Below are 25,999 nucleotides of genomic sequence, written 5' to 3'. Positions count from 1 at the left end.
CACGGCGTCGGCACGTGAGGCCGCGGGCGGCGCGTCAGTCGGTCGCGAGCCGTGCGTACATCGCGAAATCGCCCGGCGTGCCGCGCACCATCTTGTATGCGCGCAGCAGCCCTTCGTAGCGGTAGCCGCACTTCTGCAGCACGCGCGCGGAGCCCGCGTTGCCGGTCAGCACGACGGCCTGCATGCGGATGAAGCCCCCTTCGGCGAACGCCCACGCGGTGACGGCTTCGCACACCGCGCTCGCGATGCCGCGCCCCCAGTGCGAAGGCGCGAGGTCGTACGCGATCTCCGCCGAGCGGTTCGCGGTGGACACCGTATGCAGCCCGATCGTCCCGGCGAGCGCGCCGGATTCGGTATCGACGATCGCGAGACGCCGGATCGAATCCGGATCGGCCGATTCGATGCTGTCCAACAGCGGCAGCAGATCGCCGGGCGAGCGCAGGTTCCAGCTCGTGTGGCGGAAAACGGCCGGGTTCGACAGGTACGCGTACCACGCGTCGAGGTCCGCGCGTTCGAGTTGCCTGAGCGACAGGCCGGGAAATCCGGAGCAGGGCGGCGCGGCGATTTTCATCGTACCCGGCGCCTACGCGGCATGGCGCCGGTACAGCGCCAGCGAGCCGGCGAGCGCGAGCAGCATCGCCCCGCACGTGCGCTCGAGCCACAGCGCGCCCGAGCGCTTCAGCAGCTGCACCGCACGGGCGCCGAGCAGCGCGTAGCCGAACATCACCGCGCCGTCGAGCAGCGCGAACGTGACCGCGAGCGCGACGTACTGCGGCGCGAGCGGCGCGGCCGGATCGAGGAACTGCGGCAGGAACGCGGAGAAGAACAGATAGCCCTTCGGGTTCGTCACCGCGGTCAGGAAGCTTTTCGCGAAGATCGACGCGTTGCGTCCTGTGCGTCCGGATGCCGTGTCGCCTTGCGCGGCCGCGACGTCGAGTGATCCCTTCGACATCAGCAACCGGATGCCGACATAGGCGAGGTAGGCGGCGCCGAGCCACTTCACGACCGAGAACCAGAACGCCGACGCCATCAGCAGCGCGCCGAGGCCGAGCGCGACCGCGACGATCAGCACGAAGTCGGACAGCATCGCGCCCGCGAAACCGTAGGCCGCGCGGCGCACGCCGTAGCGCGAGCCGTTGGTCAGCGCGAGCAGCACGGTCGGGCCGGGTGTCGCGATGCCGACGAACGCGACGGCGGAGAAGACCAGCAGGGTCGTTTCATGCATGAAGAAGCTCCCGGTGGAAGGCGCGCAGCCGATTATCGTCCGCGCCGCCCCGCGCTGTACAGGCGCCGCCGCCTCGGCGCCGTCTCCGACTATCGCGATTTTGACAAGAAACTGTTGTCATTATTCCGCTTTGGAACGGAACCGGTTCCAACTACCATACCGGCCGCAGCGGGCACGCCCGCCGCATCGTCGCGCGCGGACGTCGCCGGCCTTGCACCGCCGGCGGATGTCGGCGCCCGCTCGCTACTCGCAAACAGCCAGAACAACGGGTTCACCGCCCGGAGACACGAAACCATGAACAAGCAACTGATCGCAGCCCCGCTGCTGCTCTCGCTCGCGGGTATCGCCGCCGCGCAAAGCTCCGTCACGCTGTACGGCATCGTCGATGCAGGGGTGACCTATCGCAGCAACGAACGGGCCGGCTCGGCGGGCGCGTACACCGGGCATTCGAACGTCGGGCTCACGACCGGCAACCTGTCCGGCAGCCGGTGGGGCATCAAGGGCTCCGAGGATCTCGGCGGCGGGATGCGCGCGCTGTTCGTCCTCGAGAACGGCTTCGACATCACGAACGGCACGTCGGGCCAGGGCGGCCGCCAGTTCGGCCGGCAGGCGTTCGTCGGCGTCGGCAGCGACCGCTACGGCACGATCACGCTCGGCCGCCAGTACACGTCGCTCGACGATTTCGTGAGCCCGGTCGGCCCGTCGTCGTTCATCGGCGGCTTCGGCGCGCACCCGGGCGACATCGACGATCTCGACCAGACCGCGCGCGTCGACAGTGCGATCAAGTACACGAGCGCGAACTACTCGGGCTTCACGTTCGGCGCGCTGTACGGCTTCGGCGGCCAGCCGGGGAGCATGAAGCAGCGCAACACGTGGAGCGTCGGCGCCGCGTACGCGGCCGGCCCGCTGCGCGTGGGTGTCGGCTACGAGCGCTCGGACAACAGCAAGACCGGCGCGACCGACCCGACGGCAGGCAAGTGGCGGAGCACCGACGACGGCCTGTTCAATTCGTCGATCAACGAAGGCTATGCGAGCGCGCAGTCGCAGCAGGTGATCGCGACGGGCGCGACGTACAACTTCGGGCCGGCCGTCGTCGGCGTGAACTACAGCAACGTGCAGTATCGCGGCGGCGCGCAGTCGCTGTTCAGCGGCCATGCGACGTTCAACGTCGCTGGCGTGTTCACGCGCTGGAACGTGCAGCCGCAGACGCAGCTGTTCGCGGGCTACACCTACACGCGTGGCAGCGACGTCGACGGCATCGACAACCGCGCGCAGTATCACAACGTCACGCTCGGCGCGGTCTACGACCTGTCGAAGCGCACCAGCGTGTACCTGCTCGGCGCGTACCAGCATGCGTCCGGCACGACGCTTGACGCGCTCGGCCGGCCGGTGGCCGCGACCGCGTCGGTGTCGGACAAGGCGAACGGCCATTCGTCCGATTCGCGGTCGCAGGCGATCGTGAGCCTCGGGCTGCGCCAGAAGTTCTGACGCGGCGGCCGTTGCGCGTGCAACGGGGCTCGCGGACGATGCGGGCCTCGTGGCGCGCATGCTCCTGTACCGCCGCCGCCCTTTTCGAGGCGGCGGCATGACGCGAACGCTGTCCGCAGTGGTGCGGCGCGGCGACCGTCGCGCCGCGCGGCGAGATCGTGTCCGGAACGGATCGGCTCGGCGTGCGCGTCGTGCCGAACAGGCTGCGTGCGCGTGCTTGCGATGGCAATTATCCGGCGATCTGCAGCGGAGCCGGTACGGCCGGCGCGCGACTTTCCCCTCCGCATTCCTGCTTTTCCTCCCGCTTTCCCGTCCGTTGCAGGATCACGCATTTCCGATCGCACCGAATAATTTTTTTCTTTCATTTCGATTTCGATTTGTAATAATAGAAACGATTTCCGGGGAATGAAAAAGCAATGCGGTCGTGGCAGAAAAAATGACGTATTTGCATTGCGTGATCCGGAAGAAAATGCCGGGAAATGCGCCCGAGCTGCACGCTGGAAGGCCGTATGGGCTCGGGTTCAGCGATTTTTCGATCGTTGACGAAAAAGCCCCGGACGGCAAAAGACCCGGAGTGAATAATTCCGGGGAACGGCGAATGCGAATTTTCCGGAATCACCAATATTTCACGCGCCGCGATTTACAGTGTCGACGATGGTTCGTCTGGGAGCATTATTCATGTCAATGAAACAAATCCGCGCGGCGTTGCTCGGAATGTGCATCGCGATGCTGGCGCCGGCGAGCCACGCGCAGGCGCAATACTCGACCGACTGGCTCGCGAACACGTACGGCACGCTGGCCTCGCACGTCGGCAACGGCGCGCGCTCGATGTGGGTCGCGCCCGAAGGCGTGATCTACACGGCGTCGCGCTGGGACGAGAACGCGGGCGGCGTCGCGATCTACCAGAACGGCCAGCCGCTCGGCACGATCGGCATTCACGACGAATTCCACGGCGGCGCGATCACCGGCAATTCGACGTCGCTGTTCGTCGCGCTCGGCTACAACCGCACGTTCGGCAGCGGCTCGGTGGGCCGCTACAACCGAAGCACGAACCAGCGCGACCTCCGCATTCCGGTCAGCACGTGGACGGGCATCCAGTATGCGGACGTGATCACGGGCCTCGCGACGACCGGCAACCTGCTGTACGTGAGCGACTTCTACGGCAACCGCGTGCGCGTCTACACGACCGACGGCGTATGGCAGCGCGACATCGGCGTCACGGGCCCGGGCGCGCTGGCGCTCGATGCGGCCGGCAACCTGTGGGTCGCGCGCAAGAGCGCGGGTGTCGTCGCGCAGTTCAGCCCGACCGGTGCGGCGATGAACACGCTCCAGATGGCGGCCGGCGCGCGGCCGGCGTCGCTGTACTTCGATGCGCCGATGGGCCGGTTGATGGTGGGCGACGAAGGGCCCGACATGAACATCAAGGTGTACGGCGGGCTGCCCGGGTTGCCGGTGCAGGTCGGCACGTTCGGCGTGCAGGGCGGCTATCTCGACACGACGACGGGCATCAAGGGGCAGGTCGGCGACAAGCGCTTCACGCGCGTCGCGGCGCTCGGCAAGGATGCGGCCGGCAACCTGTACGTGCTGAACAACGCTTGGGGCGGCGGCTGGGATCTCGGCCGCAACGGCAGCACCGATCTGCATTCGTACAGCCCGGTCGGCACGCTGCAGTGGAAGCTGCAGGCGCTGAACTTCGAGGGCGTCGCCGCGCCCGACCCCGCGACCGACGGCGCGTTGTTCTTCAGCGGCAACAACGTATACACGGGCACCGCGGGCGGCACGTTCGTCGCGAACACGATCGACCCGTTCACCTATCCGAAAGATCCGCGCCTCGACATGAACGACTATCAGCGCGGCCAGCACTTCGGCCAGCTCGTGACGGTCGGCGGCAACCGGATTCTCGTCGCGTCGGGCCAGAACCCGGGCAACTTCAACTTCTATTACTTCAACACCGCTAGCGGCTATATCGCGATTCCGGCCGGCTCGCTGCCCGGCAAGCCGTTCAACACGACGCTGCAGGTGACGGCCGGTTTCGACATCGACGGCAACGGCGACGTGTGGGCCGGGCTGAACGGCTCCAACGTGATCACGCGCTATCCGATGACGGGCTTCGACGCGACCGGCAAGCCGGCGTGGGGCAAGCCGGTGACGACGCCCGTGCCGAGCAGCGTGGCACCCGTCACGCGCATCATCTACCAGGCTGACAGCGACACGATGATCCTCGCGCAGGGCCTCGCGGGCAACTGGGACTGGACGGCGATGAACGGGCACATCGAGGTCTATCGCGGCTGGAAGAACGGCAACACGAGCGCGCCGAACCCGGTGATCAACCTGACGAGCGCGAACCCGAAATCGATCGCGGCGGCCGGGCACTATCTGTTCGTCGGCTACGTGCACACGGTGCCGAACATCGACGTATTCGATCTGAACACGGGTGCGCTCGTCACGACGCTGACGAACTCGAATCCGTCGGCGATGGACGTGGGCAACGACGTCGACTCCATGTACGGCGTGCGCGCGTACCTGCGCTCGAACGGCGAGTACGTGATCACGAAGGACAACTACAACGGGTCGAGCATCGTCGTGTACCGCTGGCGTCCGTGACCGCGCGGGCCCGTCAGAACGATACCGTCGTCGTCAGCGTGACGAGTCGCGGTTCGCCGACCGCGACGATCAGGTTGCTGTTGCTCGACGGATAGTAGGTCTTGTCGAGCAGGTTCTTCACGTTGAGCTGGAAGCGGGTCGGAAACTTGCCGATCGTCGTTTCGTAGGCCGCGAATGCGTCGACGGTCACGTAGCCGGGCAGCGTGAAGCTGTTGGCGGTGTCGCCGGAGCGGGCGCCGACGAGACGTGCGCCGCCGCCGAAGCGCCAGCGCCCGGGCAAGTTCGCGATGGCCGTGTCGTATACCGCGAACAGGCTGCCGGTGTGGCGCGCGACGTTGACGAGCGGCGTGTTGCTGTCGCGATCGTTCGCGTTCGTGTACGCGTAGCTGCCGATCACGCTCAGGTGGCGCGTAATCTGCCCCGCGACGTCGAGCTCGATCCCGCGCGAGCGCGCGGTGCCGATCGTCGACGTGATGTCGCCGACCGTGACCGCCACGTTGCGCTTGTCGATCTGATATACGGCGAGCGTGCCGGTGATCGCGGGCTTCAGGCTGAACTTCAGCCCGGCCTCGAGCACGCGGCCGTATTCCGGCGCGAGCGGCGCCGCGACGTTCGACGCGACGTTCGGCTTGAACGAGCGGCTCACGTTCGCGTAGGCGGTCAGCGCCGGCGTCAACGCATACGCGAGCCCGAACTGCGGCAGCCAGACGCTGCCGCGCGAGCGGTCGGCGAACACGAACGGCCGGCCCATCCCCGATTCCTGCTGCCAGTTTTCCCAGCGCAGCCCGCCTACCGCGGTGAGGCGGTCGGTGATCTTCACCGAGTCCTGCACGATCGTCGAATACGCATGCACGACCGAGCGCGAATCGCTCTGCTTCGGATTGGGTATGCCGCCCGGCGCGAGCAGGCCGTACACGGGATCGTAGAGATTGAAGCCCGTCGTCGCCTTGCCGCGGATCGTGTCGCCGCGGAAGCTGCGCTGCCGCTCGTATTCGCCGCCGACGTAGATCGCGTGTTGCATGCCCGCGAGCGTCACGTTGCCAAGCAGGCCGAGCGTCGCGATCTGGTCGGAGTCGTTGCGCCCGAGGTTCGCATCGGACGAGCGCGTCAGCGCACCGGTCCTGCTGTTGAACGCGGTGGCGCGGGTGATGAATTGATCGTAGCGGTCGCGGCCCCAGCCGTAAGTTGCGCGCACGCGCCATGCATCGGAGAAGCGGTGTTCGATACGCGTACGCAGCGTTTCCTGGATGCCGCTGCTTTGCGACCACGCTTCCTCGTAGCGGCGATAGCGCAGCGCATCGTCGAGCTGGCCGTTCACGAGCACGGTGCCGCGGTCGAACGGCATCGTGTAGTCGACGTACTGGTAGCTGACGTCGATCGACGTGTTCGCGTCGTGCCACGACAGCGCGGGCGCGATCAATGCGTTGCGCTCGCGGCCGAAGCTGCGCCAGTAGCGGCTCGTGTCGTATTCGCCGGTCAGCCGGAATGCGAGCGTGCCGCCCGCGATCTGGCCAGGCTTGCCGAGCGGGCCCGTGAGATCGAACTGCGCGCTGCTGCCGCCGTGGTTCGTGCGCGACGCGGAGATCGAGCCGCCGAACGTGTCTTCCGGCTTGCGCGTGACGAGGTTGATCACGCCGCCCGGGTCCTGCATCCCGTACAGCAGCGAAGCGGGGCCCTTCAGCACTTCGACGCGGTCGATCGTCGCGAGATAGCTGTGCAGCACCGGCGTGCGCACGCCGTCGACCAGCACCGAGCCGTCGTTGTTCGACCCGAAGCCGCGCTTGATGAACGCGTCGCGCGTACCGCCGAGCGTGTTGGTCTGCGTGACGCCGCTGATGTTGCCGAGCACGTCGTCGAGCGAGCGCGCCTGCTGGTCCTGCATCACGCTGCTGCTGACCACCGCGACCGATTGCGGAATCTCCTTCAGCGCCCGGTCGTCGCCGCCCGCGATGCTCGTCGTGCGCGGCTGATAGCCGATCGTCGGGTCGACGGCGGCCGATGCATTGACGCTGATCGCCGGGAGTTCGTGTTCGGCGGCGGTCGCAGGTGCGGGTGCAACGGGTTCGGTGCCGGCCGCATGCGCGCCGCTCGCGACGCACAGGGTGAGCAGGGCAGGCAGGCGCGTGCGCCACGGACGCGCGGCCCGGGCGCGGCAGGACATTCGACGGGATGGCATGAATCGATGCGGGAAGAGGAATGCTAAGGATCGCGGCGCGGGCCGCGACATTGCGTTGCGTACAGGACGCGCATGATATATGTAATGAGAACCATTTGCAATTGTAATGGGGCGGCAGGACGATGCTCGGCCCTCGGTTGCCGGCCTGTCGGCCGTCTGCTACCGTAGCGGCCAAAATCAGACGCAGTGAAATTCAACGAGAGAGAACCGGGGGCCGCACCATGTCATCTTCCTGCCACGTCGCATTCAGCGCGACGCCATGCGCCGCGCGCGACCACGCGGGCGGATGAAGTGATCGCAGCCGCGTACCGCCATTCGAACGATTAAATCAACGGAAGCGAATTCAACCGGCATCGCGCCGGGTTCGATCATTTCAACCACCACGCTGGACGGGAGAGACCACCCATGAAGAAGATTTCCGCACCATTCGCGGCGGCCGCGCTTGCTGCCTGCACGCTGCTGGCGGGCGTTCACCAGGCGGCCGGTGCGGCGTCGAACGCCGAACCCGCGATCGACGCGCATTACGGCGCCGTGATCGAGGCCTATACGCGGGACATGGCCGCCGCGAAGACGAAGTACGACGGCAAGCGCCTCACGTTCGTCGGCGCCGTGATCCGGATGGGCAGCGACCCGGGCGGCACGTACTTCGGCGCGCTGACGGCCGACGGCGAGCAGTTCGACACGCATTTCGACGTGGCCGACCAGGGCGCGCTGAAGCCGAAATTCCCCGGCGGCGAGATCAAGCCGTTCGTCACGTCCGCGGCTTTCCGGTTCAGTTGCGTGAACGAAGGCTATATCGACGCGCCGGTGCTGCCGGGGTTGAAGCTGACGCATTGCCGGCTCGCCGATTGAGCCGAGCGATGGGCGGCGCCGGCGTGCGAGGGTCACGCGGATTCGGGTTGCAGCACCATCGATCGGTCGGGAATTCAGGTGTATTGACCGACGGCGGCAGGATTCGCCATTGATCGTTTCCGTTATCGTGGTCGGCCGCCGCGCGTCTGGCAGCCCGTCTGCCGCTCTACAGATCGAGTACCAGCAGGTCGGTGCGCGACCGCGAGCAGCAGGGCATGAACTGGTCGCCGGCCGCCTTTTCGTCGTCGGTCAGATATGAATCGCGATGATCGGGCTCGCCTTCGAGCACGCGGGTCAGGCAGGTGCCGCACACGCCTTGCTCGCACGAGGTCAGCACGTCGACGCCGTGCGCCGCCAGCGCCGCGATGACCGTGCATTCGGCCGGCACGTCGATCGTCTGGCCGCTGCTCGCGATCCGGATCTGGAATGCGCGATCGGCGCCGGATCGCGTGACCGCGCCGCCGAAGAATTCGTAGTGCAGCCGCGCTTCGTGCCAGTGGCGCTCGCGCGCGGCGTTCAGCACCGCCTCCATGAAGCCGCGCGGGCCGCATACGTACAGATGCGTGCCTTCAGGCGCGGCCGCGAGCACGGCGGCCAGGTCGAAACGTTGCGCCGGGTCGCCGTCGTCGACGTGGAAGCGGGTGCGATCACGGAAACCGGCTGCGTTGATCCGCTCGACGAAGGCCATGCGATCGGCCGAACGCGCGCAGTAGTGCATGTCGAACGGCGTGCCGGTCGAGAACAGCCGTTCCGCCATGCTCAGAATCGGCGTGACACCGATCCCGCCGGCGAGCAGCAGATGGTGCGGTGCGTCGGAGGCGAGCGGGAATTGATTGCGCGGCATGCCGATCCGCACGGTATCGCCTTGCCGGACTTCGTCGTGAATCGCGCGCGAGCCGCCGCGGCCTTCGGCCTCGCGCAGCACAGCGATCCGATAGCGATCGCGTTGCCCGGGGTGATTGCACAGCGAGTACTGGCGGACGAGCCCGCCCGGCAGATGCACGTCGATATGGGCGCCGGCGTCGAAGCGCGGCAAGGGCGAGCCGTCGTCGCTGACGAATTCGAAGCCGCAGATGTCGCGCGCTTCCCGCCACTTGCGGGCCACCCGGACCGTCAACGTCGCGTCGCTCATGACGCCTCCTTGACGTGCGCGACCGGAATCGCGGGCCGCGGCGGGCTCGCGGCGTTTTCGGCGGCGAGCAGCCGGTCGATCACCTTGCGCGACAGCACGCCGCCGGCGTCGATGTTGAGCTTGAGGAGCGTGCGCTCGGGCCACTGCTCGAGATTGCGCTGCTGGCGCTCGAGCATCTCCAGATCCTCCGCGAAGATCTTGCCCTGGCCTTCGCGGATCTCGGCGGTCAGCGCGTCGTCGTCCGGCCGGAAATTGCGCGCCATCCCCCAGAAATACCAGATCGACGTGTCGGTTTCGGGCGTGATGAAGTCGACCACGATCGACGACGCCTTCTTGTCCGCCGGCGCGTCGTAGCCGCCGTGGCCCGCATGCGCGACGCCCACTTCGATCATCACGTGGCTCGGCGGCGTGAAGCGGCAGATCTGCCAGCGGTCGACCGGCACGTCGTCGGCGAGCCCGTTGCCGCGCAGCGCCATCCGCCAGAACGGCGGCGGCATCACGTTCTCCATGAAGCGGCTCGTGACGACTTCGTCGCCGTGGCCGGTCGTCTTCGGCGGCGCTTCGTCGATTTCCTTCTGGCCGATGCTGGTCGCATGCACGTACGTCTCGTGCGTGAGGTCCATCAGGTTGTCGATCATCAGCCGGTAGTCGCAGCGGATGTGATACAGGCCGCCGCCGTGCGCCCAGGCCGGATCCTCGGCCCATGCCAGCGCGGGCAGCTTGGCGGGATCGGCCTCCGACGCGTCGCCCGGCCACACCCACACGAAGCCGTACCGCTCGACCGCCGGAAAGCTGCGAATCGACGGAAAACCGCCGACGCGCTGGCCCGGCATGCCGGCCGTCTTGCCGTTGCAGCCCATTTGGAGCCCGTGATAGCCGCACACGAGCACGCCGTCGCGCACGAACCCCAGCGACAGCGGCGCGCCGCGGTGCGGGCAGAAATCCTCGAGCGCGGCGATCTGGCCGTCCGCCGCGCGGTAGAGCACCATCGATTCGTTGCAGATCTTGCGGCCCAGCGGCTTGCCGTCGATCTCGTCGGGCGTGCAGGCCACGTACCAGGCATTCTTGAGAAACATGTTCCTTGTCTCCTTCGGGGCGGTGCCGCCGGGGAAGCGGCCCGATCTTCATTCCGTGTACTGAATGAGATTCAGTGTACTCACTGATAGGGGGCGGGACAAGGCGAGCGGTATACTGGTTTTCCCGGGAAATGGCGCGAGACAGCGCCATGCCGACGGCGCGCGCAACCGGTGCGCGCCGCCTATGTCATCGACTCATCCATGGAAAAAACGAATCCCGCCGACCTGCCGGCTTTCCCGATCGACCTGTACGACGAACCCGGGCACCTGATCCGGCGCGCGCACCAGATCGCGGTTGCGATGTTCTACGAGAAGCTCGGCCGGGACGTGACGCCCGTGCAGTACGCGGTGCTGCGGATGCTGTACGAGAATCCGGGGCTCGATCAGGTGACGCTCGCGCAGCGGGTCGCGCTCGACACGTCGACGACGGCCGATCTCGCGGTCCGGCTCGAGGCGAAAGGATTGATCGTCCGCGAAGTGCTGCCGCGGCGTCAGCGGCGGCTGCTGCTGACGCCGGCGGGCGTCGAACTGCTCACGCACCTGATTCCGTCGGTGAAGGAACTGCGCGCGGGCCTGTTCGACGGGATGGGCGAGGACGATGCGGAGGAACTGATGCGCCTGCTGCGCAAGTTCGTCCATTTGAACAACGAGCAGAGCCGCGCGCCGCTACGGGTGAGCGAGGATTCGTAGCGGCGCCGGGCGACGGCGCGGAACGGCGGCGCGGGCTGCGCCGGCCGTCACCCGCGTGACGCTTGCTCTTCCAGCCGCCGCACGGCTTCGGCCACTTCGTTTCTGAAGCGCACGAGCGCCGCCTGTTCCGGCGCCGGCGGCTGCACGGCCGCCCACAGCATGTCGATCAACTGCGTGGCCGTCGTTTCGGTATCGAGCTTGCGGTGCCCGAGGATCGCATCCCACAGCACGTGCTCCATCGGCCCGAACACCATCGAGCGCAGCAGGCTCAGCGGCAGATCCGCGCGAACCTGCCCGGCCGCCTGGCCGCGCGCGAGCACGTCCATCAACGGCGCCGTGTAGCGGCGCTGCAGCGCGGTGAGCTCGTCGCTCAGCGCATGCTGCTTCGCGCGGCCTTCCGACAGCACCAGCGCGCACAGCCCCGTGCCGTTCACGAGCATCAAGCGCAGATGGGTGCGCACGATGAACGCGAACTGCTGCTGCACTGACGCGTCCCGCGGCATCCCGTGTTCGAACGCGGCGATGATTTCGTCGTACCAGTCGGCGATCACACGCGCGCACAGCTCGCGCTTGCCGCGGAAATAGCTGAACACCGTCGCCTCCGACACGCCCACGCGCTGCGCGATCTCGGCGGCCGTCGCATGCTCGTAACCTTTTTCGGCGAACACTTCACGGCCGGCGCGCAGGATGTCCTGCACGCGCTGCTGGGATTTGCGCCCGGCGGGGGCGCGCGACGCGTCGGCGCGATCGGCTTTGGCGGTGGCGGTCATGGTGTCGGCGGGAGCGGCTGTCATCTTCGCATCATATCTGAGTATCACTCAAAAAACTATTGACGGCGAACCGGGCGAGGCGCGAAACTGTGCAAAATTTCCGCTGTATTGGTCAATGAATTGGCGTATTCATTCGATCTGAGCGAAACTCAGAAATCGGTGAGTGCGACACACTTTCTGGAGACGGAGGAGACATGATCAACCTGCCCGGCGTGCAATTCATGCTCGGTGAAGACATCGAGATGCTGCGCGACGCCGTCGCGACGTTCGCGGCGAAGGAAATCACGCCGCGCGCGGCGGAGGTCGACCGCACCGACCAGTTTCCGATGGATCTGTGGAAGAAGTTCGGCGATCTCGGCGTGCTCGGGATGACCGTCTCCGAGGAATACGGCGGTGCGAACCTGGGCTACACCGCGCACATGGTCGCGATGGAGGAGATCTCGCGCGCGTCGGCGTCGATCGGCCTGTCGTACGGCGCGCACTCGAACCTGTGCGTGAACCAGATCCACCGCAACGGCACCGACGCGCAAAAGCGGAAGTACCTGCCGAAGCTCGTGTCGGGCGAACACATCGGCGCGCTCGCGATGAGCGAGCCCAACGCCGGCTCCGACGTCGTCAGCATGAAGCTGCGCGCGGACAAGCGCGGCGACCGCTACGTGCTGAACGGCACGAAGATGTGGATCACCAACGGCCCCGATTGCGACACGCTCGTCGTGTATGCGAAGACGGACATCGAAGCCGGCCCGCGCGGCATCACCGCGTTCATCGTCGAGAAGGGGATGAAGGGCTTCTCCGTCGCGCAGAAGCTCGACAAGCTCGGCATGCGCGGTTCGCACACGGGCGAGCTCGTGTTCCAGGACGTCGAGGTGCCGGAAGAGAACATCCTCGGCCAGTTGAACGGCGGCGTGAAGGTGCTGATGAGCGGCCTCGACTACGAACGCGCGGTGCTGTCGGGCGGCCCGACGGGCATCATGGCCGCGTGCCTCGACGCCGTGGTGCCGTACATCCACGACCGCAAGCAGTTCGGCCAGGCGATCGGCGAATTCCAGCTGATCCAGGGCAAGGTCGCCGACATGTACACCACGTTCCAGGCGTGTCGCGCGTATCTGTACGCGGTCGGCCGCCATCTCGACTCTGCGGGCAGCGACCACATTCGCCAGGTGCGCAAGGACTGCGCGGGCGTGATCCTCTACACGGCCGAGAAGGCGACGTGGATGGCCGGCGAGGCGATCCAGATTCTCGGCGGCAACGGCTACATCAACGAATACCCGGTGGGCCGCCTGTGGCGCGATGCGAAGCTGTACGAGATCGGCGCCGGCACGAGCGAAATCCGCCGGATGCTGATCGGCCGCGAGCTGTTCGCGGAAACGATGTAACGCCCCACGTCACGCGAACGGAGCCCCGTCGATGCCGATCATCGAATCGAAACTGAACCCGCGTTCGGAAGACTTCCGCGCGAATGCCGCGGCGCTCGAGGCGCTCGTCGCCGACCTGCGCGCGAAGATCGAACAGCTCGCGCAGGGCGGCGGCCAGGCCGCGCGCGACAAGCACCTGTCGCGCGGCAAGCTGCTGCCGCGCGATCGCATCGCGCAACTGCTCGATCCGGGCGCGCCGTTCCTCGAGTTCTCGCAGCTCGCGGCGAACGGCATGTACAACGACGACGCGCCGGGCGCGGGCGTCATCACCGGGATTGGCCGCATCGCCGGCCGCGAATGCGTGATCGTGTGCAACGACGCGACGGTCAAGGGCGGCACCTACTATCCGATCACCGTGAAGAAGCACGTGCGCGCGCAGGAGATCGCCGCGGAAAACCGGCTGCCGTGCGTGTACCTCGTCGATTCGGGCGGCGCGAACCTGCCGAACCAGGACGACGTGTTTCCCGATCGCGACCACTTCGGCCGCATCTTCTACAACCAGGCGACGATGTCGGCGGCGGGGATCGCGCAGATCGCCGTCGTGATGGGCTCGTGCACGGCCGGCGGCGCCTACGTGCCGGCGATGAGCGACGAGTCGATCATCGTGAAGGACCAGGGCACGATTTTCCTCGGCGGGCCGCCGCTCGTGAAGGCCGCGACCGGCGAAGAGGTGAGCGCCGAGGATCTCGGCGGCGGCGACGTGCATACGCGCCTGTCGGGCGTGGCCGACCATCTCGCGCAGAACGACGCGCATGCGCTGTCGATCGCGCGCAACATCGTCGGTCACCTCGCGCCGAAGATCGCGCCGCCGGTCGCGCTTCGCGAGCCGAAGCCGCCGCGCTACGACGCGAAGAGCCTGTACGGCGTGATCCCGGCCGATACGCGCAAGCCGTTCGACGTGCGCGAGGTGATCGCGCGCATCGTCGACGATTCGGAATTCGACGAATTCAAGGCGCGCTACGGCACGACGCTCGTCACCGGCTTCGCGCACATCTGGGGCCACCCGGTCGGAATCGTCGCGAACAACGGCATCCTGTTCTCCGAATCGGCCGTGAAGGGCGCGCATTTCATCGAGCTGTGCTGCCAGCGCAAGATCCCGCTCGTGTTCCTGCAGAACATCACGGGCTTCATGGTCGGCCGCAAGTACGAGAACGAAGGCATCGCGCGGCATGGCGCGAAGATGGTGACGGCCGTGTCGAACGCGAAGGTGCCGAAGTTCACGGTGATCATCGGCGGCTCGTTCGGCGCCGGCAACTACGGGATGTGCGGCCGCGCGTTCGGCCCGCGTTTCCTGTGGATGTGGCCGAACGCGCGCATCTCGGTGATGGGCGGCGAACAGGCGGCGTCGGTGCTCGCGACCGTGCGCCGCGACGGCATCGAGGCGAAGGGCGGCGCATGGTCGCCGGAAGAAGAGGAAGCATTCAAGCAGCCGATCCGCGACCAGTACGAGCGCCAGGGGCATCCGTACTACGCGAGCGCACGGCTGTGGGACGACGGCGTGATCGATCCCGCGCAGACGCGCGACGTGCTCGGGCTCGGCCTCGCTGCGTCGATGAACGCGCCGATCGACGACACGCGCTTCGGCGTGTTCCGCATGTAACGCCCGGGAGGCAGACCGATGCGATACGAAACGATCAAGGTAAGCGAGGCCGGCCGCGTGGCGACCGTCACGCTCGCGCGTCCCGACGTGCGCAACGCGTTCAACGAGACGACGATCGCCGAGCTGACCACCGCGTTCGAATGGCTCGATGCACACGAAGGCGTGCGCGTGATCGTGCTCGCCGCGGAAGGCGCCGCATTCTGCGCGGGCGCGGACCTGAACTGGATGAAGAAGATGGCCGGTTACTCGGACGACGAGAACCGTGCCGATGCGCGCAAGCTCGCGCGGATGCTCGAAGCGATCTATCGCTGCGGCAAGCCGGTGATCGCGCGCGTGCACGGCGACGCGTATGCGGGCGGCGTGGGCCTCGTCGCGGCGGCCGACATCGCGATCGCCGCCGACGGCGTGAAGTTCTGCCTGTCGGAAGCGCGGCTCGGGCTGATTCCGGCGACGATCGCGCCGTACGTCGTGCGTGCGATGGGCGAGCGCGCGGCGCGCCGCTACTTCACCACGGCCGAAGTGTTCGACAGCGCGCGCGCGGCCTCGCTCGGCTTCATTCACGACGCGGTGCCGGCCGACGCGCTCGACGAGACGGTCGCGAAGTTGGCCGCGACGCTCGTCGCGAACGGCCCCGACGCGGTGAAGGCGTGCAAGCGGCTCGTCGCCGACGTGGCCGGCCGGCCGCTCGACGCGACGCTGATCGAGCAGACCGCCGACTGGATCGCGAAGACCCGCGCCGGCGCGGAAGCGCGCGAAGGGATCGCGTCCTTCCTCGACAAGCGTGCGCCGTCGTGGCGTGAATGATCGCGTGACCCCAACCTTCCGGACGACATCGAAGCCATGTTCGACAAGATTCTGATCGCCAACCGCGGCGAAATCGCGTGCCGCGTCGCCGCGACGTGCAAACGTCTGGGGATCGCGAGCGTCGCCGTCTATTCCGACGCGGATGCGAACGCGAAACACGTGGCCGCGTGCGACGAGGCCGTGCATATCGGCGGCTCGGCCGCGGCAGACAGCTACCTGCGCGTCGAGCGCATCATCGAAGCCGCGCGCGCGACCGGCGCGCAGGCGATTCACCCCGGCTACGGCTTTCTGTCGGAGAACGAAGATTTCGCGCACGCATGCGAAGCGGCCGGCATCGTGTTCATCGGGCCGCCGGTCGACGCGATCGCGGCGATGGGGTCGAAGGCCGCCGCGAAGGCACTGATGCACGCGGCCGCCGTGCCGCTCGTGCCCGGCTATCACGGCGACGACCAGGACGCGGCCAGCCTGCATCGCGAAGCCGACGCGATCGGCTATCCGGTGCTGCTGAAGGCGAGCGCGGGCGGCGGCGGCAAGGGGATGCGCGTGGTCGAGCGCTCCGACGATTTCCCGGCGGCGCTTGCGTCGTGCCAGCGCGAGGCCGCGAGCAGCTTCGGCAACGACCGCGTGCTGATCGAGAAATACCTGACGCGCCCGCGCCACGTCGAGGTGCAGGTGTTCGGCGACACGCTCGGCAATACCGTGTACCTGTTCGACCGCGATTGCTCGGTGCAGCGCCGCCACCAGAAGGTGCTCGAGGAGGCGCCGGCGCCGGGCCTGCATCCGGACGTGCGCCAGGCGATGGGCGAAGCGGCCGTCGCGGCCGCGCGCGCGGTCGGCTATGTCGGCGCCGGTACCGTCGAATTCATCATGACGGGCGAATCGTTCTACTTCATGGAAATGAATACGCGCCTGCAGGTCGAGCATCCGGTGACCGAGATGGTCACGGGGCTCGACCTCGTCGAATGGCAACTGCGCGTCGCGGCGGGCGAGCCGCTGCCGCTGAAGCAGGAAGAACTGCGCGTGAACGGCCATGCGCTCGAGGCGCGCCTGTACGCGGAGAATCCCGCGCGCGGCTTCCTGCCGTCGACGGGCACGCTGAAGCATCTGCGGTTGCCGGCCGGCGTCGAGTTCGCCATCGGCGCGGCGGTGCGCGTCGACAGCGGCGTGCGCGAAGGCGATGCGATCACGCCGTTCTACGATCCGATGATCGCGAAGCTGATCGTGCACGGCGCGGACCGCACGGAAGCGCTGGGCCTGATGCTGCGTGCGCTGCGTGCGTGCGAGGTGGTCGGCCTGCATACGAACGCCGCGTTCCTGCAGCGGATCGTCGCGTGCGCGCCGTTCGCGACGGCCGATCTCGACACGGGCCTGATCGAGCGCAACCACGATGCGCTGTTCGCACCGCAACAACCGCCGCGTGCGGCGTTCGCGCTGGCTTGCGCGGCGTTGCTCGCACGCGAACGCGATGCGGCCGCGCAAGAGGGTACGTCGCCATGGCGCGCGCTGTCGAACTGGCGGCTGAACGGCGGCTATCGCCGCACGCTCGAATGGCATGCGACCGATCGCGAAGCGGACGTGACGGTGACCTGCGAGGACGACGGCGGCGGCACGCGCATCGCGATCGGCGACGCGGCCGCGCAACCGTTCGCGTGGACGCGCGGCGCCACGCCGCTCGATTTCGACGTGACGCTCGGCGGCGTGCGCAGCAGCGGCCGCGTGTATGCGGACGGCGACACGTTCCACGTGTTCACGCAGGGCGCGGCCGAGACGTTCGAATGGCGCAACCTGCTCGCGCATGCGGGCGACGCGGAGCACGGCGGCGGCCGCCTGACCGCGCCGATGCCCGGCAAGGTGATCGCGGTGCTGGTCGAGCCGGGCCAGAAGGTCGAAGCCGGCACGCCGCTGATCGTGATGGAAGCGATGAAGATGGAACACACGATCGGCGCGCCGAGCGCAGGCGTCGTCGCGGAAGTGCTGTACGGCGTCGGCGACCAGGTCGCCGACGGCGCGCAGTTGCTGACGATGACGGAAGGCTGAACCGGCCTTGCCCTTGTGCGCGGGCCGGTTGCCGTCGCGGCCGGCCCGCAAAAAATGCGTTGCGGTTCGCCGTACGCCCGTCGTCTGGACTGCGCGGCTTCGATAGCGCCGACACATGAAGCAGGACGCGTGATTCGCGCCAGTCTTTCGAACGCCTTACGACCTTCGCTGCTCCTCCCACACCATCGGGTGCCGTCCGCTGCGCGCACCTCGATCTTCCCGCCACTCGACACCATCGTGTAACAAGTCGAACATAGCATCTCGGCGTCGATATGACCGGCGCGGGTTCGCGCCGCGTCACGTCATCATCCCCACGGAGAACCGTTATGCGAACGTCGGCCCTACGGCCTTTCGCGGTCGTCGGTCTGATCGCGCTGACCGCCGTCCTCGGCGCCTGCAACGACGACCTGACCGCACCCGCCGCGCCCGTCGCGCAGCAGAAGGCCGCGTGCGGCGGCGCCGTGGTCGCCACCGCGCAGATGCGGTGCCCGCCGGGTTTCACCGCGCCTGCTTCGTCGCCTGCTTCCTGATACCGGCCGTTTCCACCAGAAATCCCATCAAGAGCAATCAGCATGGCCACTCATTCACGACGCGACTTTCTGAAGTTCTCGGCCGGCCTCGCCGGCGCGACCGCCGCCACCGCACTGCTGCCGGAATCGATCCGCAAGGCGCTGGCGATCGAGCCGAACACCGTGACGGGCACGATCCAGGATGTGCAGCACATCGTCGTGTTCATGCAGGAGAACCGCTCGTTCGACCACTACCTCGGTCACCTGAGCGGCGTGCGCGGCTACAACGACCGCTTCCCGGTCACGCTGCCGAACGGCAAGCCGGTGTGGTTCCAGCCGCGTCAGGAAGACAAGTCGAGTGTGATCGCGCCGTTTCGCTACGACACGACCAACCCGGGCGTCAACGCGCAATGTATCGGCGGCCTCCCGCACACGTGGGCGACGACGCACGGTGCGATCGACAACGGCCGCGCGGACCAGTGGGCCGTGCAGAAGTCGAACATGACGATGGGCTATCACGTTCGCGACGACATCCCGTTCCATTACGCGCTCGCGGATGCGTTCACGGTGTGCGACAACTACTTCTGCTCGATTCCCGGCAACACGCACCCGAACCGCATGTACCTGATGACGGGCATGGTCGATCCGCTCGGCACGGGCGGCGGCCCGCTGCTCGACAACACCGACTATATCGACAATCAGTTCGACAAGGTTCAGCTCCCGCCCTTCAACTGGACGACCTACCCGGAACGGCTCGAAAAAGCCGGCATCTCGTGGCAGATCTACCAGCAGGGCACCGGGTTCGACAATTTCACCGGCAACTACGGCACGAACATGCTCGCGTGCTTCAGCAACTTCGTGAACGCGCCGGCCGGTTCGTCGCTGCAGACGCGCGGGATGAGCACGCGTCCGATCACGCAACTGAAGGCCGACGTGCAGGCGAATGCGCTGCCGCAGGTGTCGTGGCTGCTCCCGCCCGCCGCGTATTCCGAGCATCCGAAGTTCACGCCGCTGTACGGCGCGTACTATCTGTCGACGATCCTCGATGCGCTGACGTCCAACCCGGACGTGTGGAGCAAGACGGTCCTGCTCGTCATGTACGACGAGAACGACGGCTTCTTCGATCATGTCGTGCCGCCGTCTGCGCCGACGCTGCCGGGCTCGGGCATGAGCACGGTGGACGTGTCGCTCGAGCGGCACGACGTCGTGACCGCCACGCAAGCCGGCACCTATACGGCCGACAACCTGCCGTACGGCCTCGGCCCGCGCGTGCCGATGTTCGTCGTGTCGCCGTGGTCGAAGGGCGGCTTCGTCTGCTCGCAGGTGTTCGATCACACGTCGGTGCTGCAATTCATCGAGAAGCGCTTCGGCGTGATGGAAACGAACATCTCGCCGTGGCGCCGCGCGATCTGCGGCGACCTGACGTCGGCGCTCGACTTCTCGAAATCGGATGCGACGGTGCCGGCCCTGCCGAACACGCAGGCGTATGTCGCGCAGGCGGATCTGCAATGCTCGCGCGCGTCGTCGCAGACCGCGCCGGCCAGCACCGCGCAGCAGGTCGTGACCGCGCAGGAACCGGGCACGCGGCGGGCGCGCGCGCTGCCGTACGAATTGCATGTCACCGGCCAGTTGCAGCCGCAAGGCTACGCGCTGACGTTCGCGAATACCGGCACGCAGGGCGCGCACTTCTGGGTCTACACGGGCGACCTGTCCGCGATGCCGCGCCGCTATACGGTCGAAGCGGGCAAGCAACTGACCGATACGTGGGCGCTCGATGCGAACGGCAACTACCTGGTGAGCGTGTGGGGGCCGAACGGCTATTTCCGGCGTTTCGCGGGTTCGGCTGCCGCGGATGCCGCTGCCAAGCCTGAAATCACGCCGTGCTATGACACCGCGAACGGCGACGTTTACGTGACGATCGCCAATGCGGGCGCCAGCCCGCTCACGGTCACGGCGACCGATGTCGCGTACGGCGGCGCGGCGCGCACGCTGACGGTTCCGGCCGGGCAGCGCGTCGAAGCGCACTGGGACCTGTCGTGCAGCAGCCACTGGTACGACCTGCAGTTCGCGGTGGCGGGCAATGCCGGCTGGGTGCGCCGCATCGCGGGGCACGTCGAGACCGGTAAGCCGAGCATCACCGACCCGGCCGCCGTGGCACCGACGATTGCGGCGATCTGACGGTAACCGACGCGCGCCGGCTGGTTGAATCCACCCGGCGCGGGAGTTTGCGTTTCCGATTCCGAAGCGGCGGCTTCAGTGCGGCGGTTCGCCGTCGTGCGCCATCGTCCGCGCGCGTGGCGGGCCACATCCGTTGGTCATGCCCGATGTAGCGGTCCGCGCGGCGAAACAGCCAGGGCGTGTCGAGGCTGACGAGATCGGCCACGCCTTCGCCGTGCAACTGCCCGTCGCGCTCCATCGTACGCATGAAATGCAGCGGGTTGCCATCGCTGGCATAGACGCTCGACCTGTCCTGCCGTGCGGCGATCGTGGTCATCATGTCGCGCGGCATCGCATCGTTACGTTCGGTGCGCCGGAACGCGATCACGCCCGAGTTGAACGCCCGCCGGCCGATATCTTGCGCGAGCAGCCAGTCAGATCCTTCGAGCAGCCGCTCGACGACATACCGGCAGAGCGATTAGGGGCGACGGATTGTACGAACCGGTGCTGCGTGATGTGGGACGTGTTGCTTTGCAGCAGGTACCAGCCACCAACTTTCGGTGTTCGTTAATTTTCCAGTAATTCCATTGAAATAAAAATCATCGCATGGATATCTCTCGGAATATTCTGATATTGCATTCTTGACGGAAAATTGCGAGATTTTAACGATTCGCAAAACCTAATTTCCTTGTCGTTGATTTGATTTTGAAATTTCGTATTTGTCTCATGGATTTCATTATGAAAATTTGCTTAACTCGGGAAAATTCGACGGCATCGTATCCCTGAGGTTGTAGCAAATGGGGCGTGCCGATGTATGTAACCCGTCATGCAACGGTGCCATGCGAACCATTCAGGACGTGCTCCAACACCCGAGCGCGATCGTTACCCAGTCTCTTCATCTCGAGATCGCGACGCTTGCTTCCGCGCTCTCCGTGTTCGAATTCACGCTCACCGAGGCGATGAACACGCCGTTTCTGGCCGACATCACGGTCATGTCTCCAGACAAGCATATCGACGGCGCGGCCACCGTCGGGCGGCCGGCGATCTTCACGATCGACGAGCATGCATCGGTGCCGTCCCTGCCGGGATTGATCGACCCCGTGCGTCACACCGCTCGCACAGTGCACGGCGTCGTCACGCAGTGGACGCGAATCAAGACCACGCGTGACGAGGCAACCTATCAGCTTCATTTGAAGCCGCGGTTCGCGCTGCTCGAGTCGGTGCATGACTCGGCCGTGTTTCTCGACCGATCCTTGCGCGAGTTGCTCACCGACGTGATCGTCGATCGCAGTCTGTTCCAGTCCTTCGACGTCGAGTTCGAGCTGGAAGGGCTTGACGGGAAGTTCGAACAAACCGTTATGTACGAAGAGACGGTCGCGAACTTTATCGATCGGCATTGCCGCCGCGCGGGCGTCTACTACTACTTCAAACAGGCGAAGAAAGAGGACGGCCCCCAACGCGACACGTTGGTGTTCGGCAATACGGCGCGAGGCTATGTGCGGGCGCTCGAAGTGCCGTTGCTGCCGCACTCCGGCCTGACGAGTTGGCACGAGGCGATTCTCACGTTGGAAGCCACGCGCGCGCTGGTGCCGCAGACGGTACGCGAATGGGACCACAACTATCGCATCCCCGACGATCCGCTGCAGGTCGAATCGGTCGTGGCCGACGACGATCGCTCGGTCTATGGGAGCGTGAACCGCGGCATCGAGCATTTCCATTCGATCGAAGAGGGGCAGGCGCTGGCCGATGCGCGGCGTGACGAACTGCGCACGCGGCAGATGCGGCTCGCGGGCACGAGTAACGTGATCGGCATGGCGCCTGGCATGGTGGTGCGGATCACCAATGACGTAGTGCCCGAGGCGCCGCACGGGATCGTGATCACGAAGCTCGTTACGACCGGTAGCCGCAGCCAGTCGGCGATCAATACCTTCGAAGCAATCCCGGCGCATCAGACCTATCGGCCGGAATACGTTCCTGAAAGGCATTGGCGATGGATCACCGGGATGCTGATCGGTGTGGTCGAGTCCGGCGATGACGAACCGTACGCATGGATGGACGAATATGGCCGCTATCGCGTCAGGCTCCTGTTCACCCGGCACAGCGGCAAGCGCGGCACGAACAGCATGCCGTTGCGGCTGCTGCGCGCGTCCGCGTCGTATCAGGGTGGCTTGCACATCCCCTTATTGCCAAGAACGGAGGTGCGCATTGTCCCGACGCAAGGCAATTGCGATCGGTTGCTGATTGCCGGGGCGGTTCATGACTACGCCCGGCGGGATCTGGTGCATGGCAAGGAGGGCTGGTATAGCCGTGCGGTGTTCCGTTCACCGTTGCTTGGCAACAAGCTGCGCTTCGAAGACCTGAAAAATCACGAGGGCGTTCGGTTGTCGACGGTGTTCGGGAAGTCGTCGCTCAACATGGGCTATCTGGTCGACAGGGAGAAGCACAAGCGCGGCGAGGGCTTCGAACTGACCACGCAGCACTGGGGCGCGGTGCGCGCGCCGAAGGGGTTGTTTTTGTCGGCGGACGCGGCAGCCGGCTCCGAGACGCCGCATCTCGATATGCCTGCCGCGATTGCGCAGCTGAAGGCAGCATTGCAGCGCGTAACGGACCTTGCGGCAGCGACGACGCAGGCCAAGGCCGACCCTGCTGACCGTGCGGCGCAGGCGGCGCTGCTCGATGGCCTGAATCGGCTTCGCGACGCGGGGCTGCTTGCGAGTGCTCCCGGCGGCATGGCGTTCGTGACAGCGAAATCGACGCAGCACTCGGCAGGCGAGAACGTGATCGTCACCGCAGGCCGGGATATGGACGTGAGCATCGTCAAGCGACTGCGCATGGTGGCGGGGGACCTGATCTCGCTGTGCGCGCACAAGTTTGGCATCAAGATTTTCTCGAAAGGGAAAATCGAGTTGCAGGCACAAGGCGCGCCCATGGATCTCTTTTCCGACCGGCAATTGCATGTGTCGAGCGCCGGCGCGAACGTGCTCATGAGTGCCAAGACAAGGGCGATGGTGGCCAGCGGCGGCGCGTCAATGACCATCGAGAACGGCAGCGTTGTTTTCAACTGCCCTGGCGAATTCCGCATCAGAGCGGCTTCATTCACGTTCGAGGGGCCCGGCAATACGTCCGTCAATCTGCCGCAACTGCCGGTGAGCGACTACCAGCCCAGCGCCAAATACAGCCACACACGGTAACGATCATGATTATCAGCCCGCCGTTTTTGCCCGACGCAGGTCTCGCGGCCCCAACCGGGACGAACCCCGATCCGATGATGGATGCGGTAGACAAGTTCGAATGTGCTCATGGCGTTTATCCGATCGCCTTTGACCGACGCTGGCATTGCGGCGTGCATCTTCAGCCCGATACCAAGGGCGAGGTGTACGCGATTGCAGACGGCGAAGTCGTTGCCTACCGGGTCTGTCAGCATGCGGTTGACGACGGTAAGAGCCATACGGGCTTTGTGCTGCTCAAGCATACGACCGAAACCGGTGAAGGCCGCACGCTGACTTTCTATTCGCTCTACATGCATCTGATGCCGCTGGCGGAATACGGGCAGCACAGCGCGAACGCCAAAAAGATGCCCGAGTTCCTGCGCATGCCGACTGGGCCGGTGAGCAAGGGGCAGGTGACGCCGGCGAAATCCGGGAAAGAAGATCCGAAAGTCAGTCTGAGAGTCAAACGCAAGGACATACTGGGATGGCGCGGGAAGTATGAGGGGATGCCCCATCTGCACTTTGAGATTTTCATGTTGCCTGAGGACTTCGACGCCTATTTTGGGTGCACGCAACTGGGTAACAGCACGCCTACTCCTCCCGCTCCTGCCGAAACGGACTGGTGGGGGCATGCGTATTTCGTCATTCCGGCAGGCAGCGAGTTTCGCCGTCTGCCAGCGAAGGTCGATGCCCGCAACAAATTACACGGCATCGAGTTCAAGCCGGGTCACGAGGGCTCGAATACCTTGCCGTTGCTTGTCGAGACCTACTTTAGCCTCGGCTCGAAATACACCAATGTGTGGAGTGTTGCGCAAGACGGCACCCGCACGCTGCTTACGCCGCAGCCTGTCGAGGAAAAGGACTACGAATACGATCTGTACAAGCGTGCTGCGGCGCTTTATTCGTCATGCCCGAGCGACGGTTACGAGCTGCTTCGCTTTGGCCGCATCCTGTCCACGGACAAAACGTTGGCTGCCGATGCATGCGTGACGTGGATGCCGGTCAACTGGACGACAGACAAGGCGGGCTACATTGATATCAATAACTCGAATATCCATAAGTTCTCCGACGCGGATTTCCTGTCCTATATGGGCTGGCAGAAAATCAGTGAGGGCAATACGCCGTTCGACAGCGACGGACTGTGCGATGTGGACGCGCTGAAGAAAGTACTGAACGATGCTGCCCCGCACGAAGTACCAATGGTGGAAGGGGAAACGCCGGAAGCTCATAAAACTAGAGCGCTCTCGGCCTATGTAAAAGGTAACGCGTGGGTACGGCAGCAGTTGCGTGGCCTTGTCTGCAACGCGCCGAGTGAATGGGATAGTACAAACAACGAAGAACGCTATGCGAGATTGCTCGACGAAGGCGGCTACTACCATGGTAACGACCAGGGCTACAACGATTTCATGAAGTATCTGAAGGAAGTTCAGTTTTGGAACGAGACGGGGCTTCCGGCAGGGCAGAAGCTATGGTTTTTTCATCCGCTTGCGTTTATTCGGCATTTTAGGCGGTGTCATTGGCTATCGTCATACGAACTGTCATGTATCTACCCAGATAAGCTCTACAACCGTCGAGAAACACCGGACCCATACGCTAAGAGAGAACAGTATCGGGTACCGCTCAATCATGGAATGCGAAAGTATTTGGTAAATACGCCAACGAGGATGACGCATTTTCTTGGTCAAGGGGCAGTGGAGTCGTTCATGCTGGCTCGCATGATGGAGGCGTCCAGCACCAATTTTTCGGCGAGTCTGCAACCTGAAGCAAGTGATTTTTACAAAAATAAAGATGATCGCTATTTCGACTATCTTGAAGGGCGAGCTGATCTTGGAAATATCGACGCTGGTGATGGGATCAAATTCCGTGGACGGGGTATGAAGCAACTTACCGGGCGAGTGAACTATGCCAGCTACTGGGTGTACCGCGGCTGGCTAGATTCATCGTCCTTCGACATAAAATGGTTGGTAGACAAAACACGCATCCGGCCAATTATTGCCGCTCCCCAACAAATTAGCATCGATCCATTTAACTGTATTGATGCAGGCGGGTGGTATTGGACGGCAGGTGCCGCAAGCAATAAGTTCATTACGATTAATTCATCGATCCAGGAGATGGATGTCTCTGCTCAATCGATTTTCGTCGTGTCTCGCGCTATCAACGGGATAAACAAAAAGACGAGCAAGCCAAACGGGCTGGAAGATCGTATCAATCACACTCAACGCATTTCAAGAATATTAATGGATCTGGTATGAGAA

Annotated in this window: 18 protein-coding genes and 1 pseudogene; 12 read left to right on the top strand and 7 right to left on the bottom strand. The window is 65.3% G+C overall.

The window, feature by feature from the left end:
• Positions 1-34: 34 nt before the first annotated feature.
• A complete protein-coding gene (locus tag LGN10_RS01435; RefSeq protein ID WP_059575501.1) occupies positions 35-571 on the bottom strand; it encodes a GNAT family N-acetyltransferase in 537 nt (178 codons plus the stop codon).
• Between the two features lie 12 nt (positions 572-583).
• On the bottom strand, positions 584-1,225 hold the full coding sequence (locus tag LGN10_RS01430; protein ID WP_226221346.1) for a LysE family translocator: 642 nt from the start codon (positions 1,223-1,225) through the stop codon (positions 584-586).
• 294 nt (positions 1,226-1,519) lie between these two features.
• Between LGN10_RS01430 and LGN10_RS01425 the strand changes: the two genes are divergently transcribed.
• Together LGN10_RS01425 and LGN10_RS01420 are read left to right on the top strand one after the other, a co-directional pair.
• Positions 1,520-2,713, top strand: coding sequence for a porin (locus LGN10_RS01425; RefSeq protein ID WP_226221344.1), 1,194 nt, complete (start codon positions 1,520-1,522; stop codon positions 2,711-2,713).
• A gap of 678 nt (positions 2,714-3,391) precedes the next feature.
• Complete coding sequence (locus LGN10_RS01420; RefSeq protein ID WP_226221342.1) at positions 3,392-5,317, top strand: SMP-30/gluconolaconase/LRE-like region family protein; 1,926 nt, start codon at positions 3,392-3,394, stop codon at positions 5,315-5,317.
• Between the two features lie 13 nt (positions 5,318-5,330).
• Here LGN10_RS01420 and LGN10_RS01415 read toward each other — a convergent pair whose 3' ends face one another.
• Complete coding sequence (locus tag LGN10_RS01415; protein WP_226221341.1) at positions 5,331-7,493, bottom strand: TonB-dependent siderophore receptor; 2,163 nt, start codon at positions 7,491-7,493, stop codon at positions 5,331-5,333.
• Between the two features lie 405 nt (positions 7,494-7,898).
• On the opposite strand from LGN10_RS01415, the gene LGN10_RS01410 reads away from it, so the two are divergent.
• A complete protein-coding gene (locus LGN10_RS01410; RefSeq protein WP_059575492.1) occupies positions 7,899-8,345 on the top strand; it encodes a hypothetical protein in 447 nt (148 codons plus the stop codon).
• Between the two features lie 166 nt (positions 8,346-8,511).
• Here the strand turns inward: LGN10_RS01410 and LGN10_RS01405 are convergent, their stop codons facing one another.
• Together LGN10_RS01405 and LGN10_RS01400 are read right to left on the bottom strand one after the other, a co-directional pair.
• Positions 8,512-9,477, bottom strand: coding sequence for a PDR/VanB family oxidoreductase (locus LGN10_RS01405; protein WP_226221339.1), 966 nt, complete (start codon positions 9,475-9,477; stop codon positions 8,512-8,514).
• On the bottom strand, positions 9,474-10,553 hold the full coding sequence (locus LGN10_RS01400) for an aromatic ring-hydroxylating oxygenase subunit alpha (protein WP_124658441.1): 1,080 nt from the start codon (positions 10,551-10,553) through the stop codon (positions 9,474-9,476). Before LGN10_RS01400 ends, LGN10_RS01405 begins: the two co-directional genes overlap by 4 nt.
• Positions 10,554-10,754: 201 nt before the next feature.
• On the opposite strand from LGN10_RS01400, the gene LGN10_RS01395 reads away from it, so the two are divergent.
• On the top strand, positions 10,755-11,243 hold the full coding sequence (locus tag LGN10_RS01395; protein WP_099317826.1) for a MarR family winged helix-turn-helix transcriptional regulator: 489 nt from the start codon (positions 10,755-10,757) through the stop codon (positions 11,241-11,243).
• A 47-nt stretch (positions 11,244-11,290) separates the two neighbouring features.
• Here the strand turns inward: LGN10_RS01395 and LGN10_RS01390 are convergent, their stop codons facing one another.
• Positions 11,291-12,037: a TetR/AcrR family transcriptional regulator gene (locus LGN10_RS01390; RefSeq protein ID WP_059643618.1), complete on the bottom strand. Its 747-nt coding sequence runs from the start codon at positions 12,035-12,037 to the stop codon at positions 11,291-11,293.
• Between the two features lie 170 nt (positions 12,038-12,207).
• Here LGN10_RS01390 and LGN10_RS01385 point away from each other — a divergent pair, with 170 nt between their 5' ends.
• The 6 genes from LGN10_RS01385 (at position 12,208) to LGN10_RS01360 (ending at position 20,556) form a co-directional block, all read left to right on the top strand.
• A complete protein-coding gene (locus LGN10_RS01385) occupies positions 12,208-13,389 on the top strand; it encodes an isovaleryl-CoA dehydrogenase (protein ID WP_059575483.1) in 1,182 nt (393 codons plus the stop codon).
• 31 nt (positions 13,390-13,420) lie between these two features.
• Complete coding sequence (locus tag LGN10_RS01380) at positions 13,421-15,028, top strand: carboxyl transferase domain-containing protein (protein ID WP_226221337.1); 1,608 nt, start codon at positions 13,421-13,423, stop codon at positions 15,026-15,028.
• An 18-nt stretch (positions 15,029-15,046) separates the two neighbouring features.
• Complete coding sequence (locus LGN10_RS01375; protein ID WP_124863249.1) at positions 15,047-15,832, top strand: enoyl-CoA hydratase/isomerase family protein; 786 nt, start codon at positions 15,047-15,049, stop codon at positions 15,830-15,832.
• A 36-nt stretch (positions 15,833-15,868) separates the two neighbouring features.
• Entirely contained in the window at positions 15,869-17,869 is a 2,001-nt protein-coding gene (locus LGN10_RS01370; RefSeq protein ID WP_226221335.1) for an acetyl/propionyl/methylcrotonyl-CoA carboxylase subunit alpha, read from the top strand.
• A gap of 326 nt (positions 17,870-18,195) precedes the next feature.
• Positions 18,196-18,399 carry a hypothetical protein gene (locus tag LGN10_RS01365; RefSeq protein ID WP_011694854.1) on the top strand — a complete coding sequence of 68 codons (204 nt, stop codon included), beginning with the start codon at positions 18,196-18,198 and terminating at the stop codon, positions 18,397-18,399.
• Positions 18,400-18,441: 42 nt separating this feature from the next.
• Positions 18,442-20,556 carry a phosphocholine-specific phospholipase C gene (locus LGN10_RS01360; protein WP_226221334.1) on the top strand — a complete coding sequence of 705 codons (2,115 nt, stop codon included), beginning with the start codon at positions 18,442-18,444 and terminating at the stop codon, positions 20,554-20,556.
• 100 nt (positions 20,557-20,656) lie between these two features.
• Here the strand turns inward: LGN10_RS01360 and LGN10_RS33605 are convergent.
• Positions 20,657-20,986, bottom strand: a pseudogene (locus tag LGN10_RS33605) (galactosyl transferase GMA12/MNN10 domain protein); the annotation flags it as partial.
• Between the two features lie 388 nt (positions 20,987-21,374).
• On the opposite strand from LGN10_RS33605, the gene LGN10_RS01350 reads away from it, so the two are divergent.
• On the top strand, positions 21,375-23,726 hold the full coding sequence (locus tag LGN10_RS01350; protein WP_226221332.1) for a type VI secretion system Vgr family protein: 2,352 nt from the start codon (positions 21,375-21,377) through the stop codon (positions 23,724-23,726).
• Positions 23,727-23,731: 5 nt separating this feature from the next.
• Positions 23,732-25,996, top strand: a complete 2,265-nt coding sequence (locus LGN10_RS01345) for a M23 family metallopeptidase (protein WP_226221331.1) — start codon at positions 23,732-23,734, stop codon at positions 25,994-25,996.
• Positions 25,997-25,999: the final 3 nt, after the last annotated feature.

The organism is Burkholderia sp. AU32262 (genome assembly GCF_020419985.1).
GTDB classification, from domain to species: Bacteria; Pseudomonadota; Gammaproteobacteria; order Burkholderiales; family Burkholderiaceae; genus Burkholderia; species Burkholderia semiarida.
The sequence above is the reverse complement of the archived record's forward strand: the minus strand, read 5'-3'. Positions and strand labels throughout refer to the sequence as shown.

Coding starts and splice junctions, on each gene's coding strand:
- LGN10_RS01435 (WP_059575501.1), bottom strand. CDS start 571: ATGAAAATCGCCGCGCCGCCCTGCTCCGGATTTCCCGGCCTGTCGCTC.
- LGN10_RS01430 (WP_226221346.1), bottom strand. CDS start 1,225: ATGCATGAAACGACCCTGCTGGTCTTCTCCGCCGTCGCGTTCGTCGGC.
- LGN10_RS01425 (WP_226221344.1), top strand. CDS start 1,520: ATGAACAAGCAACTGATCGCAGCCCCGCTGCTGCTCTCGCTCGCGGGT.
- LGN10_RS01420 (WP_226221342.1), top strand. CDS start 3,392: ATGTCAATGAAACAAATCCGCGCGGCGTTGCTCGGAATGTGCATCGCG.
- LGN10_RS01415 (WP_226221341.1), bottom strand. CDS start 7,493: ATGCCATCCCGTCGAATGTCCTGCCGCGCCCGGGCCGCGCGTCCGTGG.
- LGN10_RS01410 (WP_059575492.1), top strand. CDS start 7,899: ATGAAGAAGATTTCCGCACCATTCGCGGCGGCCGCGCTTGCTGCCTGC.
- LGN10_RS01405 (WP_226221339.1), bottom strand. CDS start 9,477: ATGAGCGACGCGACGTTGACGGTCCGGGTGGCCCGCAAGTGGCGGGAA.
- LGN10_RS01400 (WP_124658441.1), bottom strand. CDS start 10,553: ATGTTTCTCAAGAATGCCTGGTACGTGGCCTGCACGCCCGACGAGATC.
- LGN10_RS01395 (WP_099317826.1), top strand. CDS start 10,755: ATGGAAAAAACGAATCCCGCCGACCTGCCGGCTTTCCCGATCGACCTG.
- LGN10_RS01390 (WP_059643618.1), bottom strand. CDS start 12,037: ATGACAGCCGCTCCCGCCGACACCATGACCGCCACCGCCAAAGCCGAT.
- LGN10_RS01385 (WP_059575483.1), top strand. CDS start 12,208: ATGATCAACCTGCCCGGCGTGCAATTCATGCTCGGTGAAGACATCGAG.
- LGN10_RS01380 (WP_226221337.1), top strand. CDS start 13,421: ATGCCGATCATCGAATCGAAACTGAACCCGCGTTCGGAAGACTTCCGC.
- LGN10_RS01375 (WP_124863249.1), top strand. CDS start 15,047: ATGCGATACGAAACGATCAAGGTAAGCGAGGCCGGCCGCGTGGCGACC.
- LGN10_RS01370 (WP_226221335.1), top strand. CDS start 15,869: ATGTTCGACAAGATTCTGATCGCCAACCGCGGCGAAATCGCGTGCCGC.
- LGN10_RS01365 (WP_011694854.1), top strand. CDS start 18,196: ATGCGAACGTCGGCCCTACGGCCTTTCGCGGTCGTCGGTCTGATCGCG.
- LGN10_RS01360 (WP_226221334.1), top strand. CDS start 18,442: ATGGCCACTCATTCACGACGCGACTTTCTGAAGTTCTCGGCCGGCCTC.
- LGN10_RS01350 (WP_226221332.1), top strand. CDS start 21,375: ATGCGAACCATTCAGGACGTGCTCCAACACCCGAGCGCGATCGTTACC.
- LGN10_RS01345 (WP_226221331.1), top strand. CDS start 23,732: ATGATTATCAGCCCGCCGTTTTTGCCCGACGCAGGTCTCGCGGCCCCA.